General features: G+C 63.2%; 12 protein-coding genes and 1 pseudogene. 6 read left to right on the top strand and 7 right to left on the bottom strand.

The features are described 5' to 3' along the window. Positions 1 to 11: 11 nt before the first annotated feature. Genes DQG19_RS00585 through DQG19_RS00575 form a run of 3 tightly spaced genes read right to left on the bottom strand, consistent with a single transcriptional unit; the run spans position 12 to position 2884 of the window. Entirely contained in the window at positions 12 to 743 is a 732-nt protein-coding gene (locus DQG19_RS00585) for a ZIP family metal transporter (RefSeq protein WP_157974249.1), read from the bottom strand. A 39-nt stretch (positions 744 to 782) separates the two neighbouring features. After that, complete coding sequence (locus tag DQG19_RS00580; RefSeq protein ID WP_116124291.1) at positions 783 to 1340, bottom strand: phosphatase PAP2 family protein; 558 nt, start codon at positions 1338 to 1340, stop codon at positions 783 to 785. After that, positions 1337 to 2884, bottom strand: a complete 1548-nt coding sequence (locus DQG19_RS00575) for a lamin tail domain-containing protein (protein WP_157974248.1) — start codon at positions 2882 to 2884, stop codon at positions 1337 to 1339. The genes DQG19_RS00580 and DQG19_RS00575 overlap by 4 nt, the downstream gene beginning before the upstream one ends. A gap of 175 nt (positions 2885 to 3059) precedes the next feature. On the opposite strand from DQG19_RS00575, the pseudogene DQG19_RS00570 reads away from it, so the two are divergent. Further along, positions 3060 to 3302, top strand: a pseudogene (locus tag DQG19_RS00570) (type B 50S ribosomal protein L31); the annotation flags it as partial. Positions 3303 to 3565: 263 nt separating this feature from the next. Here the strand turns inward: DQG19_RS00570 and lpdA are convergent. Then, a complete protein-coding gene (gene lpdA / locus DQG19_RS00565; RefSeq protein ID WP_116124288.1) occupies positions 3566 to 4963 on the bottom strand; it encodes a dihydrolipoyl dehydrogenase in 1398 nt (465 codons plus the stop codon). A gap of 161 nt (positions 4964 to 5124) precedes the next feature. On the opposite strand from lpdA, the gene DQG19_RS00560 reads away from it, so the two are divergent. After that, complete coding sequence (locus DQG19_RS00560; protein WP_232826405.1) at positions 5125 to 7077, top strand: alpha-1,4-glucan--maltose-1-phosphate maltosyltransferase; 1953 nt, start codon at positions 5125 to 5127, stop codon at positions 7075 to 7077. A gap of 65 nt (positions 7078 to 7142) precedes the next feature. On the opposite strand, the gene DQG19_RS00555 is transcribed toward DQG19_RS00560, so the two are convergent. Beyond that, positions 7143 to 7523, bottom strand: coding sequence for a hypothetical protein (locus tag DQG19_RS00555; protein WP_116124286.1), 381 nt, complete (start codon positions 7521 to 7523; stop codon positions 7143 to 7145). Positions 7524 to 7637: 114 nt separating this feature from the next. On the opposite strand from DQG19_RS00555, the gene DQG19_RS00550 reads away from it, so the two are divergent. From DQG19_RS00550 to DQG19_RS00535, 4 genes are read left to right on the top strand one after another with little or no spacing between them, the layout of a single operon-like run. Further along, positions 7638 to 7997, top strand: coding sequence for a DUF1573 domain-containing protein (locus DQG19_RS00550; protein ID WP_116124285.1), 360 nt, complete (start codon positions 7638 to 7640; stop codon positions 7995 to 7997). 49 nt (positions 7998 to 8046) lie between these two features. Continuing rightward, positions 8047 to 9651, top strand: a complete 1605-nt coding sequence (gene lepB, locus DQG19_RS00545) for a signal peptidase I (protein ID WP_116124284.1) — start codon at positions 8047 to 8049, stop codon at positions 9649 to 9651. Between the two features lie 2 nt (positions 9652 to 9653). After that, entirely contained in the window at positions 9654 to 10778 is a 1125-nt protein-coding gene (locus DQG19_RS00540; RefSeq protein ID WP_157974247.1) for an aminotransferase class I/II-fold pyridoxal phosphate-dependent enzyme, read from the top strand. Beyond that, on the top strand, positions 10775 to 11899 hold the full coding sequence (locus DQG19_RS00535; RefSeq protein ID WP_116124282.1) for a beta-ketoacyl synthase N-terminal-like domain-containing protein: 1125 nt from the start codon (positions 10775 to 10777) through the stop codon (positions 11897 to 11899). The genes DQG19_RS00540 and DQG19_RS00535 overlap by 4 nt, the downstream gene beginning before the upstream one ends. Before the next feature lie 7 nt (positions 11900 to 11906). Here the strand turns inward: DQG19_RS00535 and DQG19_RS00530 are convergent, their stop codons facing one another. Together DQG19_RS00530 and DQG19_RS00525 are read right to left on the bottom strand one after the other, a co-directional pair. Continuing rightward, entirely contained in the window at positions 11907 to 13829 is a 1923-nt protein-coding gene (locus DQG19_RS00530; protein ID WP_116124281.1) for a plastocyanin/azurin family copper-binding protein, read from the bottom strand. A 44-nt stretch (positions 13830 to 13873) separates the two neighbouring features. Then, positions 13874 to 15592: a PA14 domain-containing protein gene (locus DQG19_RS00525; protein WP_116124280.1), complete on the bottom strand. Its 1719-nt coding sequence runs from the start codon at positions 15590 to 15592 to the stop codon at positions 13874 to 13876. Between the last annotated feature and the right edge of the window lie 93 nt (positions 15593 to 15685).

Genomic DNA, 15685 nt, shown 5'->3' with positions numbered 1-15685 from the left:
GGAGCGCGGGTTCAGTGAACGGTGAGGTAAGCTACGCCCATACCGGCCACGATAATCAGCAATTTTACGAACGATACGCCATGCCGGTGCGAGCCGTCGGCCTCGAAGAGAATAGTAGTGGAGATATGCAGGAAACTACCCACTACGAGGGCAAGGATGCGGGCCCGCCATACCGGGTTGATGCTCAGCGTCTCGGCAAATACGGCGCCAACGGGCGACATCATTCCAAATATTGCCAAGCACGTCCACACAAACCCCTTACTGTACCCCGACCCGCGCAGCAGCAGTCCGAGGGCAAAGGCGGCCGGCAGTTTGTGCAGGGCGATCCCGTACAGCAGGTGAGCGTCGTGTACGTGGGGGGCGTGCCCCGCCGGCACCACCGCACCGGCACCGAGCGGAAGGCCCTCCAGGAAAGCGTGAACCCCCAATCCGAACATGATCCCGAGGGCAAAGCCCGTACCCTGCCCCCGGTGGGCGTGAACGTGGCCGTGCTCTACGCCCTGGCTCAGTCCTTCCAGCAGGAGCTGGACGAAAAAGCCCAGCAATAACCAAAGGCCCGCCGTGGTCGACCCCTCGCCGAAAACGTCAGGTATTAGCTCGAGGGCCGCGATACCTAATAAATATGCCCCGCTAAAGGAAAGCAGTACCGGCAGGGCCCGACGAAAACGCTCGTCGCCGAGCAGGGCGATCCCTCCGCCGAGGATGGCCGTGGAAAACAAAAGAGCATACTGCCAGAGAGTCATAGTGAGCGGGTGAGCTAACGCAAACGTCACGTGCCGCCCTTAGGTTACGGGTTCGCGGGAGGTAACATGCCGAAGGATCCAGACACCTACGATGCCCAGCGCCGTCCCGAGCGAGGCACCGGCGAGTACGTCCACCGGAAAATGCTTGCCCACGTACACCTGGGCGAGCGCAATACTTGCCGCCCAGAGAAACAGCACCACCTGCCAGTACCAGCGCCGCACCAGGGTCATGGCCAGCACCGTAGCCAGGGCGAAATGATTCGTGGCGTGGTTGCTGGGAAAGGTGAACTTGCCGCCGCAGGGAACCAAGCTACGCACCCGACCCTCCAGCAGGGGATCGGCACAGGGTCGCAATTTCCCCACCCACGGTTTGAGCACGGAGGCGGCAACCTGGTCCGCAACGGCGATGACCACTCCGATGCAGAGCAGCAGGTAGACCGTGTCCCGGAGTCCCATCCGGCGGTAAATCAGCCAGAGCAGGCCCGCATAGAGGGGGATCCAGGTCAGCTTGTCGCGGTACACGGGCACAACGGCATCCAGGAAGGGGTTTGCCGCCTGCCGGTTGATCAGGTCGAAGACTGCGTAGTCTACCGTCATCGCGCGCCGGCGACCACGGCCACCAGTTTGAAGGATTCGGAGAGTCCATCGGGCGTAAATACCTCTACCAGTACCACGTAGGGCCCCGGAACTACCGGTACGCCGGTGGCGTCGCTACCGTCCCAGCTAAGTTGCCCGCTCCGCGCCAGCAGGTCGGCAGCCGGCGTATCTGCCACCCGCCGCCCGTCGAGGTCGTAGACCAGCAGCCGGGCCAGACTGCCCGCCGGTGCTTCCCGGTAATCTATTAAGTAGTTGTCCTGGTAGCCATCGCCGTCGGGGGTGAATACGGTCTCCTGTGCGGTGAGGACCACGGTGGATGTACTACCACCTCCTGCCGACTGCGAATTGGGCTGGGTAGGGGTACCGTAACCGGCCGCGGCCGCCGCTGAGCTCCAATCGCCGCCCGGCTCGCGCTCCAGCGTCACTCCCTCCACCGAGCGGAGCAGGGGCGAGTGATCCGTGGCGGTGTAGTCCACGGCATCGATCAGGGTGCCATCCGGGGCCAGCAGTTCGATGGCACCGGATTCGTTGGGCAGGGCCGGCAGATCGGTGGTGACCAGGCGTTCGGGGTCGACGCCCGGGTAACTGCGCCGGACGTAATCCGGGTCCGGCGTAAGCACCAGATACTCCTCCGCTGCGATGAAGCGGCCGGTGGTAAGGATGACGGGCCGGCTGCTGGATTTCGGGTTGCTGACCGTGAGACCGGTGAGCGCGTACGCTCCGGGACCGGGGTTGTACAATTCCACGAAGTCACTGCCACCGGCCACGGGATCGAAGAGTAGCTCACTGATGTACACCTCACCCGGACCGGGCGGGTCGGCGAGCAACAGCGGCAGGATCGTGTCGCGTTCGGCAAAGTTCCCCGCGCAGTCGCCGTAGTCGGCCAGAATTGTGAGGGCGTAGACCGTCCCCCGGACCGGCGCGAACGGAACGAAGTAGTCCCGGTCTCCGACGGGGTTCGCCGATACCAGACGGTCATCGAGCGAAAAGAAGGGCGGTGCCACCAGAGTTTCGTCGAAACGAATTTTGGCGCCGGACTCCGTGAGGGTCGCGTTCAGGAGGCGCGGTGGCAGCGTATCGGCGCGCATCCCGTACGCGGCGTTCGGGCGGCCCGGGGTACCGCCCGCGGGGGCGGGGCTGGCCCGCCAGTTGCCGCCGCATGCCGGATCGCCGCTCCCGGTATACTCGAGGCTGTAGCCCCCGCCGTCGCGGGCTGGATCGTGGTACCACTCGGCAGTATAGGTTAAGTGCACCAGGGTATCGCCGTCTAGCAACAGGGTGATCGCGTCGCCCGCGTTGCTAAGGGTAGGAAGGGCCAGGGGCAGCACGCGGATACCGAGCGACGCGAAGCCATCCACGAACGGTTCCCGGACCAGAACCACGTATTCATCAGGATCCAGGGGTGGAAACCCCGCACCCGCGGCTACCGCCCGCCCGCCGCTGGCTACCGCGACGCCCTCCAGGGAAATGGCCGTCGGCCCCGGATTGTACAGCTCGATATACTCGGCCTCCGGCAGTCCCACCGGGGGGTTCGGATCAGGCATGAACTCGGTAACTTGCAGGGATTGGGCACCCGAGGAAGCAACACAGAGGCAGCAAAAAACCAGCGGAATCAGGTAAGATCGCACACGGCGAAGATACGGGGTCCGCCGGAAGTACGAACAAATGCTTGGAAGTCCGAAAGATTCCTTACCTTTGCGCTCCTAAAAATAAAAAGCGATGCAAAAGGAACTGCACCCCGAATCCTACCGCACGGTGATTTTCCGTGACATCAACGCCAACGTCGACTGGCTCGGCAAGTCGTGCGCCAAGACCCGCGACACCGACACCTATGAAGACGGTAAGGAATACCCCCTCATCAAGCTGGAGATCTCCAGCGAGAGCCACCCCTTCTTCACGGGCAAGATGCAGTTCGTCGACACCGCCGGCCGGATCGACAAGTTCAACAAGAAGTTCGGCAAGAGCCGCTTCGCCAAGAAGATCGACGAGCCCGAGGCCGAGGCACAGCCCGAAGCGGAAGCCAAGACCGAAGAGGCCTAGTCTCTTCGCCCCGAAAAATGTAAAGCCCCGTCGGACCAGGTCCGGCGGGGCTTTTTCCTTGTCCGGTGGCGGGGAAAAGAAAAAAAGGGCTTCACCGAGATTGCATAGAGATCGAAGGATCTTCTGCTCCCCGGTGAAGCCCTCGCTGGCTGTTGTCGGTGGTCGACCGACAGCAGGCTTTTTGCTTACAGGTGGATCACCTCATCGTAGGCCGCCGCCGCTGCCTCCATCACCGCCTCGCTCATCGTGGGGTGCGGGTGGACGGTTTTGATGATTTCGTGGCCGGTCGTTTCCAGTTTGCGGCTGGCGACGACCTCGGCGATCATTTCGGTGACGTTGGCGCCGATCATGTGGGCGCCGAGCCACTCGCCGTACTTGGCGTCGAAGATCACCTTGACGAAGCCTTCCTTGGCTCCGGCGGCGCTGGCCTTGCCGGAGGCGCTGAAGGGAAATTTGCCCACCTTGATCTCGTAGCCGGCCTCGCGGGCGGCTTCCTCGGTGTACCCGACGCTGGCTACCTCGGGCGAGCAGTAGGTACAGCCGGGAATGTTGCCGTAGTCCAGGGGCTCGGGGTTGAGGCCGGCGATATTCTCGACGCAGATGATGCCTTCGGCACTGGCGACGTGGGCCAGGGCGGGGCCGGGGACGATGTCACCGATCGCGTAGATGCCGGGAACGTTGGTGCGGTACATGTCGTCGACCTGCACGATGCCGCGCTCGGTTTCGACGCCCAGGTCTTCCAGTCCGATGTTCTCGGTATTGGGGGTGACGCCGGCGGCGGAGAGGACGATGTCGCACTCGATGACCTCTTCCTTACCGGTCTTGCGGTTCTTGGTGGTCACCTTGAGCATATCGCCGGAAGTGTCGACCTTCTCGACACTGGTGTTGGCGAGGGTCTTGATGCCCTTCTTCTTGTAGATCTTGGTCAGCTCCTTGCTCACGTCGGCATCTTCCCGGGGCACCAGGCCCTGCTCCATGTACTCGACGATGGTCACCTCCGTACCGATGCTGCTATAGAAGTAGGCAAACTCGACCCCGATGGCGCCGGCACCGACCACGACCATCCGCTTGGGCTGTTCGGGGAGCGTCATGGCTTCGCGGTAGCCGATGATCTTTTTGCCGTCGATCTCCAGGTTGGGCAATTGCCGGGCCCGGGTACCGGTGGCGACGATGATGTGCTCGGCGTCGTAGGTGGTGGCCTTGCCGTTCTCGTCGGTCACTTCCACTTTCTTGCCGCGGATAAGTTTGCCGGTACCGTTGAGTACCTCGATCTTGTTCTTGCGGAACAGGAAGTTGATGCCCTTGCTCATGCCGTCGGCGACGCCGCGGCTGCGCCCGATCATTTTCTCGAAATCGGCCTGCGGCTCGGCCACGGTGATACCGTAGTCGCCGGCGTGGCTGATGTATTCAAAAACCTGGGCGCTCTTCAGGAGGGCCTTCGTGGGGATACAGCCCCAGTTGAGGCAGATGCCGCCGAGGCTTTCGCGCTCCACGACGGCTACTTTCATTCCTAACTGAGCGGCACGGATGGCGGCCACGTATCCGCCGGGACCGCTACCGACAACGATAAGATCGTAAGCCATAGACAAGGTGTAATTTTAAGTGAGCAGGTTAAACGTACCCGCTCCGGTTCTGGTTGGCGCCGCGAAGATAGCAGAGAATCGGCAAGGGCCGGGAAGCCCGTGAGCAAGGTCGGGCAAAATAACCGTGATGGCACTGAACGTAAGCGGGCCAAATCCTTTCTATGCCTTTATTCCATCCCCCCGACCCTATGCAGAACCGCACCATAATCGATCACGTCAAACCGCAGGTAAACCACGGAAGATTTCCGGCAAAGCGCGTGGTGGGCGAAAGCGTCGCCGTCTCCGCCAGCATCTTCGGCGACAGCCACGATTACCTCCGCGCCCTTGTCGAGTACCGCAAGGAAGGTACCGAGGCCTGGCAGGCCACCGAGATGGAAGAGGAGGCCAACGACCTCTGGACTGGCGCATTTACGGTCGCCGAACAGGGCTATTACGACTACCGCATCGTCGCCTGGGTCGACCACCTCAAGACCTGGTACCGCGGATTCAAGAAAAAACAGGCCGACGGCCAGGAAATGGGCATCGAGCTCCAAATCGGCGCCAACTTTCTGAGCGAGAAGGCCGACCTGTTGTCGGGTGAGGACCACCGCCGCGTTACCGAATCCATCCAGCGACTGGGGGGCAACGAAAAGGAGGCCGTAGACTACGTCCTGAGCGATCAATTCGCCGAGGTGCTACGCCATTACCCCCTGCGGCGCCACGTGACCGTCTATGACCCCGGCCTGAAGATCAAGGTCGGTCGCCTGCGCGAGCGCTTCAGCAGCTGGTACGAATTATTCCCCCGGTCGACCTCGCCGGACCTCGACCGTAGCGGCACCTTCCGTGACGTCGAGCAACTGCTGCCCCGCATCCAGGAGTTCGGCTTCGACGTCCTGTACATGCCGCCCATCCACCCCATCGGCTACCGCAACCGAAAGGGCCGCAACAACGCCGTAGAGGCCATGGAGGGAGAACCCGGCAGCCCCTGGGCCATCGGTGCCAAGGAGGGAGGCCACAAGGATATCCTGCCGGAGCTCGGGACCCTGGAAGATTACCAGCACCTCATGAACCAGTGCCGCGATTATGGTATGGAGGTTGCCCTGGACCTGGCCTTTCAGTGCGCCCCCGACCACCCCTACATCGAGGAGCACCCCGAGTGGTTCATCTGGCGGCCCGACGGGTCCATCATGTACGCCGAGAACCCCCCGAAAAAGTACCAGGACATCGTCCCGATCAACTTCGAAACCGAAGATTGGAAAGCGCTCTGGCAGGAACTGCTGGAAGTGACACTGTACTGGTGCGAAGCCGGCGTGCGGATCTTCCGCGTGGACAACCCCCACACGAAACCCTACCGCTTCTGGGAGTTTATCATCCGCGAAACCAACGCACGCTACCCGGACGTGGTCTTCCTGGCCGAGGCCTTTACGCGGCCGGCCATCATGGCGGAGCTTGCCAAGCGTGGCTTCCAGCAGAGCTACACCTACTTCACCTGGCGAAACACCCCGGCGGAGATGCGGGAGTACCTGGAGGAACTGACGACGACGGAGCTCGGCGACTTCATGCAGCCGAATTTCTGGCCCAATACCCCGGACATCCTGGCCTACGAAATGATGGGCGCTAACGAAAATCAGTTCGTGAAGCGACTCCTGCTAGCCGCTACCCTGTCCAGCAGTTACGGCGTCTACGGCCCCAGCTACGAGCTGATGGAAAACCGCGGCAACACTAACGGCAAAGAAGAATACTACGACAGCGAAAAGTACATGGCCCGCCACTACGACTGGTCGTACCGCAACCGCATCACCGACACTTACAAGCGCATCAACGCGATCCGCAAGGAACACGCGGCGCTGCAGCAGACGAATAATATCGTCTTCACGGATACCAATAACCCCAACCTGCTGAGCTACGTCAAGTACAGCGAGGACCGCTCCAGCATCATCTGGACTATAGTGAACTTCGACCAGCATAACGTGCAGGACGGCTACTGCGCCGTACCAAAGGACATCATTGGTAAAACCGGCTTCCAGGTCGCCGACCTGCTCACCGGGGCGACCTACTGGTGGAACGCGGACGCCAACTACGTCCGCCTCGACCCCGGCTACTGGCCGGCACACGTGCTGGAGGTGAAGCTCTAGCGGAGCGTCCTGCAAAAAAAAACGGCCGGCCGGGAGATTCCCGGCCGGCCGTTTGCGCTTCGGGCCTATAGGTTACGGACGAAGAGGTACTGGGTGCTGCCGCCGGTCGAGCTGGCGTTGCCCTCGCTGGGCAGTACCATGGCCTCCTGGTAGGTCCAGCCGTTGGCAATCAGGTAGTTGACCGCGTGCATGACGCTGTTGAAGCGTATGCGGTCGCCGTTGTTGGGATCGATCACCTCCATGCGGTTACGCGATCCGCCGTTGATGCTCTGTCCGTAGTCGACGAAGATCGTCACCTTGTTGGACAAGAAGCGCTCCTGGGCGATCATGCGGATCATCTGTACTTCCTGCAGGTTGTTAATGTTGACGCCGTCGACGACTACCTGGGAAAAACCGGTGACGGCAAAGCCGGCAACAAACGCCAGGCTGAGAAAGAATCTTTTCATGGGGAGATGAATTGTGTACCTCAATAATGCCCGCGTGGGCCAAGTGTATGCACGTTGGCCCAAGTATAGGAGTTCCTTAACGAAATAGGGCCGCCGCCCCGACGTTACTTTCCCATGCTTCTCTTTCTACTCTTTCTCACTACCCTTGCCGCTCCCGAATCGCCCGTAGAGTGGCTGCAGCCCCAGACCGTAGCGCTCGGCGACACCTTCCTCGACGAGGCGGTCACCTACACCTTCCGCTACCGGAATGAAACGGACACCCCCCTGCTGATCGACAACGTACGGGTCGGCTGCGGCTGTACCGCCACCGAGTGGCAGGAACAGCCGGTGGCGCCGGGCGAGACCGGACAGCTCACCGTCACCTACGACGCCGGAGTCACCGGCTACTACCGCAAGTACGTGAAGGTGTACTTCAACGGACACCGAGGTGCCCACAAGCTGTGGATCGAAGGATTTGTCGAAAACGAACCCTAGACCCTGCCCTAAAAACGTACCTTCGCCGCTTCGCTACTAAAGATTGCCTATGACCTGGTTACTGTGGGTGCTGCTCCTCGGCTACATCGGCCTGAGCCTCGCGCTGTACCGCCTGTTTCCGCGCGCCAACCGCCCGGCCATTCACGCCCTGATCCCCGGCTACAATATGTGGGTAGTGGCCGAACTGGTGGGCCGCAAGGGCAGCTACAGCCTGCTGCTGCTGATTCCCTACTTCAACATGATCTGGTTTGCCGGACTGATGGTGGACCTGGCGCGCTCCTTCAACCGCTTCGGCTTCTTCGAGCACGTACTGGCCGTGGTGGCCAGCTGGGGCTACTTTGGGTGGCTGGGAACCCAGGAGCCTGTCTACCGCGGTCCGATCCTCGTGGAAGAGCGAGAGTGGCAAGCCAAACTTGCCGCAGCGGAGAAGGCCAAGGACCAGCGCGAGATCCGCAAGCTGCGCGCCCAGGAGCCATTCGCCAAACCGCAACTGCGCGACTGGACCGAGGCGGCCATCTTCGCCATTTTTGCCGCCGCCCTCATTCGCTTGCTGCTGATCGAGAGCTACATCATCCCCACCCCGTCCATGGAGGGCAACCTCAACGTAGGTGATTTCCTCTTCGTTTCCAAAGTCAATTACGGCCTGCGGCTACCGGAAACCATCCTGATGTTGCCGCTTGTGCACAACCGCGCGCCCGTGGTCAACGCCGAAAGCTACATCGACGGGGCGGGCCTTCCCTACCGCCGCCTGCCCGCCCTCGAGGCCATCGACCGCTACGACCCGGTGGTTTTTAACGTCCCCTCCGGCGACAGCGTCTACATCTTCCCGTACCGCACCTATTCCGCGAACGACTACGAGATGGGCAACATCGACGCCAACGCCCAGCAACAGATCCGCAACGGAAGCGTCGATCTGGTCACCCGCCCGGTGGATAAGAAGGATCACTACGTCAAACGCGCCGTGGGACTGCCCGGGGAAACACTTCAGATCCGCGACCGCCAGCTCATCATCAACGGGGAGCGCATCCCCGATCCCGAGAACATCCAGTTCCTTTACGACATCACCTTCAGCGGCCCGCCCAACCAGACCAACTGGTCCGACATGGGCATCAGCCAGGACGACTGGCAGCAGGCCTCCGCCACCCGCTACGTGATGTACCTCGACGAGGACCAGCTGGAATCCCTGCGGGCCGGTGACCCCTCCGCGTCCATCGACTTCTACGATCAGACCGAACCCAATGGCGTACGGCTCTACCCCCACAGTGCCAAGTACTTCGGGGATTGGACCGTAGACAACTACGGCCCCATCACCATCCCGGCCCGGGGCATGACCATCACCCTCGACGAACGCAACTACGAGCTATACTGGCGCCCCATCAAGGTGTACGAGAACAATCCCAGCTTCGAGCGCCAGGGCGGTAAGTTCTACCTCGACGGCCAGGAGATCACCGAGTACACCTTCCGGCAGGACTACTACTGGATGATGGGCGACAACCGCCACAACTCCGAAGACAGCCGGGTGTGGGGCTTCGTCCCCGAGGACCACATCCTGGGCAAGCCGCTCTTCATCTGGTTCTCCGTCAAGGAGGGCAGCCTGTTCAACGGCGTGAACTGGGACCGCATTTTCCGCTCGGCTTCCAAACAGGGCGACTGACGTTGGCGGGCTCCGACTTCCTCACCGACCGGCTCAGGCCGCTGCGGAGCGGCGGGCAGTACCGCGAGCTGCCCGGCGATCCGGCGGGGGTGGACTTCTGGTCCAACGACTACCTCGGCTTTTCGCGGCAGCTCGGTCCGGTGGATTCCACCCCGGCGCATACCGCTCCGGGCAGCCGCCTGATCTCCGGTGACGGGCCCGCCCTGACCACCCTCGAACGGCGCATTTCGGAGTTCCACGGCTACGCGAGCGCCCTCCTTTTCGGTACCGGGTATACGGCCAATCTGGGCCTGCTCAGCGCCCTTCCGCGACGCGGCGACACGGTCATTTACGACGCACTGATCCACGCCAGCCTGCGCGACGGCCTGCGGCTCAGCGGGGCGGCGGCGCGCAGGTGCAAGCATAACGACCTGATGGATGCCGACAGGTTATTGTCCGCCGGCGCCGCGGGGGGCGGGCAAACCTTTTTCGTCACCGAAAGCCGCTTCAGCATGGACGGGGACACGGCACCCCTAGCTGAGTTGGCCGACCTATGCCGGGCGTACGGGGCACACCTGATCGTCGACGAAGCCCACGCCATCGGCATCGACGGTCCCCTGGGTGGCGGTCTGGTAGCCGCTTACCGGCTACAGCCGCAGGTATTCGCTACGGTGGTCACCTACGGCAAAGCGCCCGGCTTCCACGGTGCCGCCGTGCTGGGCAGCGCCGAGTTGCGCAACTACCTCATCAACTACAGCCGCCCCTTCATTTTCACTACGGCACCCCGCCCCGAACAGGTGGCCGGCATCGGCCGGGTATACGACCTGCTCGAGACGGCTTACGCGGCTTCGCGCGAGGCCCTCGGGCGGGTGATCGACCGGTACCGGGAGCGCGTGCGGGACCGGCTGAGCGACCGGATCCTTACCGCAGACGGGCCGATTCAGCTCGTTCCCGTAGCCGGCAACCGCGCCGTGATGGAGGCGGAGCGGCTCCTGCGGGCGGATGGCTACCTGGTCAAGGGCATTCGGTCGCCCTCCGTGCCCGAGGGGGCGGAGCGGCTGCGTATTTGCCTCCACGCCTTCAACACGCCGGAAGAAATTGACGGGCTGGTGGATCGGCTCGCGGTACACCTACTCCAGCTGAAATGAGGTACGGAATCGCAGCTTACGGAAGTGTATCCAGTGCGGGTACAACACCCGCCGCGGCGGCCGCCGCCTACGCGGATGCCGAAATCACCTGGCGACGGGATACCGCAACCGGGCTTCCGGTGTATCCGGTGGCCGCCCTGCCCGAAGTACCTGCCCTCTCCGCGTTTGCGGACGACCGGGAAATCGACCGGGCGGGACTGCTGGCGCTGCACGCGGCCCGACAGGCCGTAGCGGGGGCCGGATGGGAGGCGGAGAACTTTACCGTTCTCGTGGGCTGCTCGCGCGGTCCGACGGTCAGCTGGGAAGCCACCCACGCGCGCCACCTTAGTGGCGAAGGATTGCCGGTACGCACTTCCCCCCGGACAACACTCGGAAGCCTTGCCTTCGCGGTGGGCGACTATTTCGGTACGACATCGCCGACCGCGGGACTGAGCGTGACTTGCTCCAGCGGATTGCACGCTCTCCAGCACGGCATGGCCCTGCTGTCGGCCGGTTTCGCCGGCCGGGTACTGGTCGGCGGCGCGGAAGCCCCCCTGACTGCCTACACCTTGCGGCAGATGGAAGCGCTACGCGTCTACGCGGCCATGCCGCCCCCTACCCTGCCGGCCTGCCGTCCGCTCGCGCACCCGCCGTCGGGGATGGTCCTCGGCGAGGGGGCCGCCTTTCTCGCGGTGGAAGCCCTGCACGACGGACACGCCTGCGAGTTGCTGGGGATTGGCGCCGCCCGGGAACGGGCCGGTAGCGCCACCGGCATCAGCCCCGACGGCGACGCCCTGCAGGCGGCTATGCGCCAAGCCCGCACGATGGCGGGTAGCGACCCCGACGTGGTCATCGCCCACGCTCCCGGGACCGCCCGCGGCGACGCCGCCGAGCGGACGGCGATTCGCGCGGTCTTCGGTCATAGCCTCCCGCTGGTCACCTCGCTGAAGTGGGCGACGGGCCACACCTTCGGAGCCAGCGGTCCGCTGGCCCTGGCCGACGCGCTCGAAATGCTTCGTACGGGAAAGGTGTACCTGCCGCCCTACCTCGACGCGCCGGCTACCCGAACACCGCGCCGGGTCATGGTCAACGCTACGGGATTCGGCGGCAACGCCGTCAGCGTTATGGTGGGGCTGCGCTAAGCGCGGCCTACCGCGACGGAGCTCCCTTCACTACCAGTACGCCCCGCATCACCTTGTAGTGCCCCGGTACGGTACAGACGTACTCGTAGGTTCCGGGTTTGGTGGGAGCGGTGAAGTAAATGGTATCCTCGGTCTCCGGCGCAACGAGCTCGGTGTGAACCAGTACCTCCGGCATATCGGGGATGTAGTCCTTGGCGGCGCCCTGCAGTCCGAGGTCCAGCGCGGCCAGTCCGACGCGATCGCCGAACTTGCCGCTGGTCAGCACGAAGTTGTGCTCCATATCATCCGGGTTCCGGAAGGTAAACTTGATCTTGGCGCCGGGCGTGGTCGTCAGGTACTGCTGTTTGTATTTCATGCCGAGGGCCGACTCGAGGACGATCTCCTCGTCAAAGCTGCCGCCCCAGTCGGCGGGCATCTCGGTAGGTCGCTTGGCCGCGGATTCTTCGCCGGCCAGGTCCTGTTGCTGTTCTTCCGTAGCGCCACCGCCCCCGGGGATAGCGTTGAGGGTGTAATAGCCAAAGTCGTGCAGGAGCGGGGTACCGTCGCCACTCTGCAGGCCATTGACCTTCAGCTCGTAGATGTAGCCCGGCCGGAAACCCTCGATGTCGATGCGCACTGTCTTTCCGTCGGGCTGGAGCTCGGCCGAAGTCACGGCGTTGGACTTGATGTCCACTACGGGGCTGCCGTAGTTGTGGTGGTAGAGGTAGGTAAAGTTCTGGATGGCGAAGCTGCTGGAACGTACGCTGCCGGGAGCGATTGGCTTGGTGAACTCGACGTCGAAGCCGGTTTCCGTGGCCCGCACGCTATACATTTCGAAGGGAGTAGCCCCCGTCCATTGCAGGCGCTCGAGCGCGAATTCCTTGCCCCCCGTCGCGGCCCAGCCGCGGGCCGTCTGTCCTGCGTACAGGGCGTTGTCGGGTCCCCAGTTCAGGCGCAGCAGTCCGCTGCTGAAGCCCTCCCGGAAGGGGAATACGACGCCCTGGTATTCGCCATCTACTTTCTCCAGCGCAACCCGCATGATCTTGCTTTGGCCCTGGTCGCTCACCAGCAACTGGCCGGCGAAGGGACCGAAGGCTCCTTCCGTCCGGTCGGCGATCACGGCCGCCGTCGAGATCCCCAGGATGCCGTGGGGGAACCAGACGGCGGGCAGCTTGACGTTGCCCAGTTCCTTGCGGGCGTTGTACATGGTTTTAAAGTCGTCGTTGAGGTCGGTCTCCTTGAGGTTCACCTCCGAACCAGGCTCCCCCGCCCACCGCAAACTCGCGGGGTGGCCGGCAAAGTCCCCCTTTTCCAAATGGGTGATCCGTCCCGAACCGATCCAGTCGCCCTGGTTTTCGGCCATGAAGATGTCGCCCTCCAGGTTGGTACCGAAGCCGGCGGGGCTCCGCATCCCGGCGGCGAAGGGAATAAGTTCCCTGGATTTTGGGTCGTACTGCATCATCCAGCCCCGGAAGGGGGATTTACTTACGCCCTGTCCTTCCCAGCCCACGTTGCGGGTGGTCAGGAAGGTGCCGTCCTTCATGAACAGCGGACCGTAGTGGTACTCGTGGTAGTTGCCCGTCAGTGGCATGTCGTATACGGTTTCGTATACGTCGGCGGTGCCGTCGTCGTTGCGGTCCACCAGCCGCGTAACTTCCCCGCGCTGGGCCACGTAGATAGCACCGTCGTGGTACGACAGTCCCAGCGGTTCGTGCAGGCCCCGTGCGAATAGCTTGTACGCCGGCGTGCCGGTAGGGTCGGTGATCATCCATACTTCACCGCGGCGCGTCGTGACGGCCAGGTCGCCGTCGGGCAGGAAGTCCATGCCCCCGACTTCCAGTTTGATGTCCTCCGGTATGTCAATGGATTCCAGGACGTAATAGTCCGCCTCATCCTGGGCCGGCAGGGCAAGGGTAAACAACAGCAGGAATAGGAAATAAAGGAAGCGCATAGGGGCGTCGTTTGCGATATGAAAACGAAAGTGGGTAGCGGTCATTACCAGTCGAACGAGTAGGTCAGGTGCTCACCGGGCGGCAGCTCGGCCACCAGGCGCTGTACGCCCTGCCCCCGCAGGAGGCGCAGCCCGCCGGTGGCCAGCTCGTCGACGTGGACGTTGAGGCCGGGATCGACCAGCTCGAAGGTGCCCGGGCCGGTCTCGCGGATGGCCGAGGCGGCCACCACGGTGGTGTATAACGTTTCGCCCTCCGTACGGTTGGTGAGGGTACGCTGCAGGCCGCCGGCCGTGGGGACCACCCGATCGGAAAGCTCCCCACCCTCCTCGGTTCCGAAGTAGAAGGTCGGGCGGCCGGCGTCGTCGAGCTCGTAGCGGAGGTGACGGAAACCTTCGTTCTCCTGTGGCCAGCGGTCGGTGGCATCGCTCCACTGGGGGCGCCCGTCGAAGGCCACGACAGGTCCAAGCGCCTGCATCACCTGCGGTTCCCCGCGTTCCACCCACATCTGGCTGACGTCGGCAAAGGGGCCACGCCAGACCTGCAGCAGGCTGCCGTTGCGCAAGTCATAGCTGTAGTGGGGACCATCGCTTTCGCCTACGCTGATCACGTGCGTACGCTTATCGGTGTAGTCATAGATGCGGCTCGGGGGGAAATTCAGGAAACTGCGGAGCAGGTAAGGGCGGTCGTCCATTTCCACGGGCTCCGGATCGCCGCTGTTGAGTACGGCTACCGCGCGGTCCTCGGGGATGTCGTTCAGGCTGGGCAGCTCTTCCTGTCCGGCCGGACCGGCCTGTAGCTTGAGCCAGTTCCAGCTACCGGTCTGGTAGTAGGTCAGGCGTAAGCGGTGGCTGCCCTCGCCCAGGGAAACGGTTTCGCGGCGCTCGATGCCCTCGTGACCGGCCCCCATGTCCACGACCAGCTCGTCGTCGAGGTAGAGCCGGGAAATGGCCGAGGAGCGCAGGCGGAAGGTATACTCGCCGGCCTTGGGGATGTCGAGATCGGAAGTAAAGTTAATGGCGTAGGCGGTCCGAGCTTCGCGGATGGCGTCGATGTCGAAGCGGGAGATGTAGCCCTCCTTGGCGGGAGTGCGTCCGTCGAAGTCGATAACGTCCTTCGGTGATCCCTCGATATCGTAGTAGGCGTAGCGGATCAGGGGCAGGTTCAGCTCCACGTCTCCGTTGCTGGCCAGGGTCGAGGATCGGCCCGCCCGGTCCAGGGTACGCACGTTGGTCAGCGACAGGCTGCCCGCCTCGAGGTCGAGGGTGAGCGGTCCCTCAGCGGCGCCGCCCGTTACGGACAGGGGCTGCTGGTAGTAGACCAGGTTGTTGTTCAGGTAAGCCGCTACCAGCAGCGGCGGGTCGGTACCGTCGGCCGGCAGGTAGGCGATCTCCAGGTTCTGCCACACGCCGGGGGTGACGTCAACCGTAGTGCGCTTCACGGCCATGGTATCCAGATCGAGGGCGGGTAGCGTGAGGGCATGCTCCCCGCCGAGCATCAGCGTGGCCCGGGTGTCAGCGTCCGTGCGGAAACTGAAGGCAACCGTCAGTGCGCCGTGGGTAGGAAGCAGGGTAAGGGATGCGGGTGCCGTCGCCGTCAGAACACCGTCCTCCGTAGTCCAATCGGCGGCGTCGTCGGCCATATCCAGCGACGCCAGACCGTCGGAGGTAGCGGTTTCGTCGGTGTCGGAGGTCTCAACGACCAGTGGGTCGGAGCTGCACCCGTACAGGGCGAGCAGGGCGGTGAGCAGAAGGTACTTAAGCATGTGGCCAAGGTAAACAGATTGCCGACGCGTACCAAGGCTAATGTCTTTATGACTTCCGATTGTCGGCGGGGAACAGTAAGTTTACCCACTCAC

The organism is Lewinella sp. IMCC34183, from assembly GCF_003390915.1.
Lineage (GTDB): Bacteria > Bacteroidota > Bacteroidia > Chitinophagales > Saprospiraceae > Neolewinella.
Note: the sequence above shows the minus strand (reverse complement) of the source record. Positions and strands in the feature narration are given on the sequence as shown.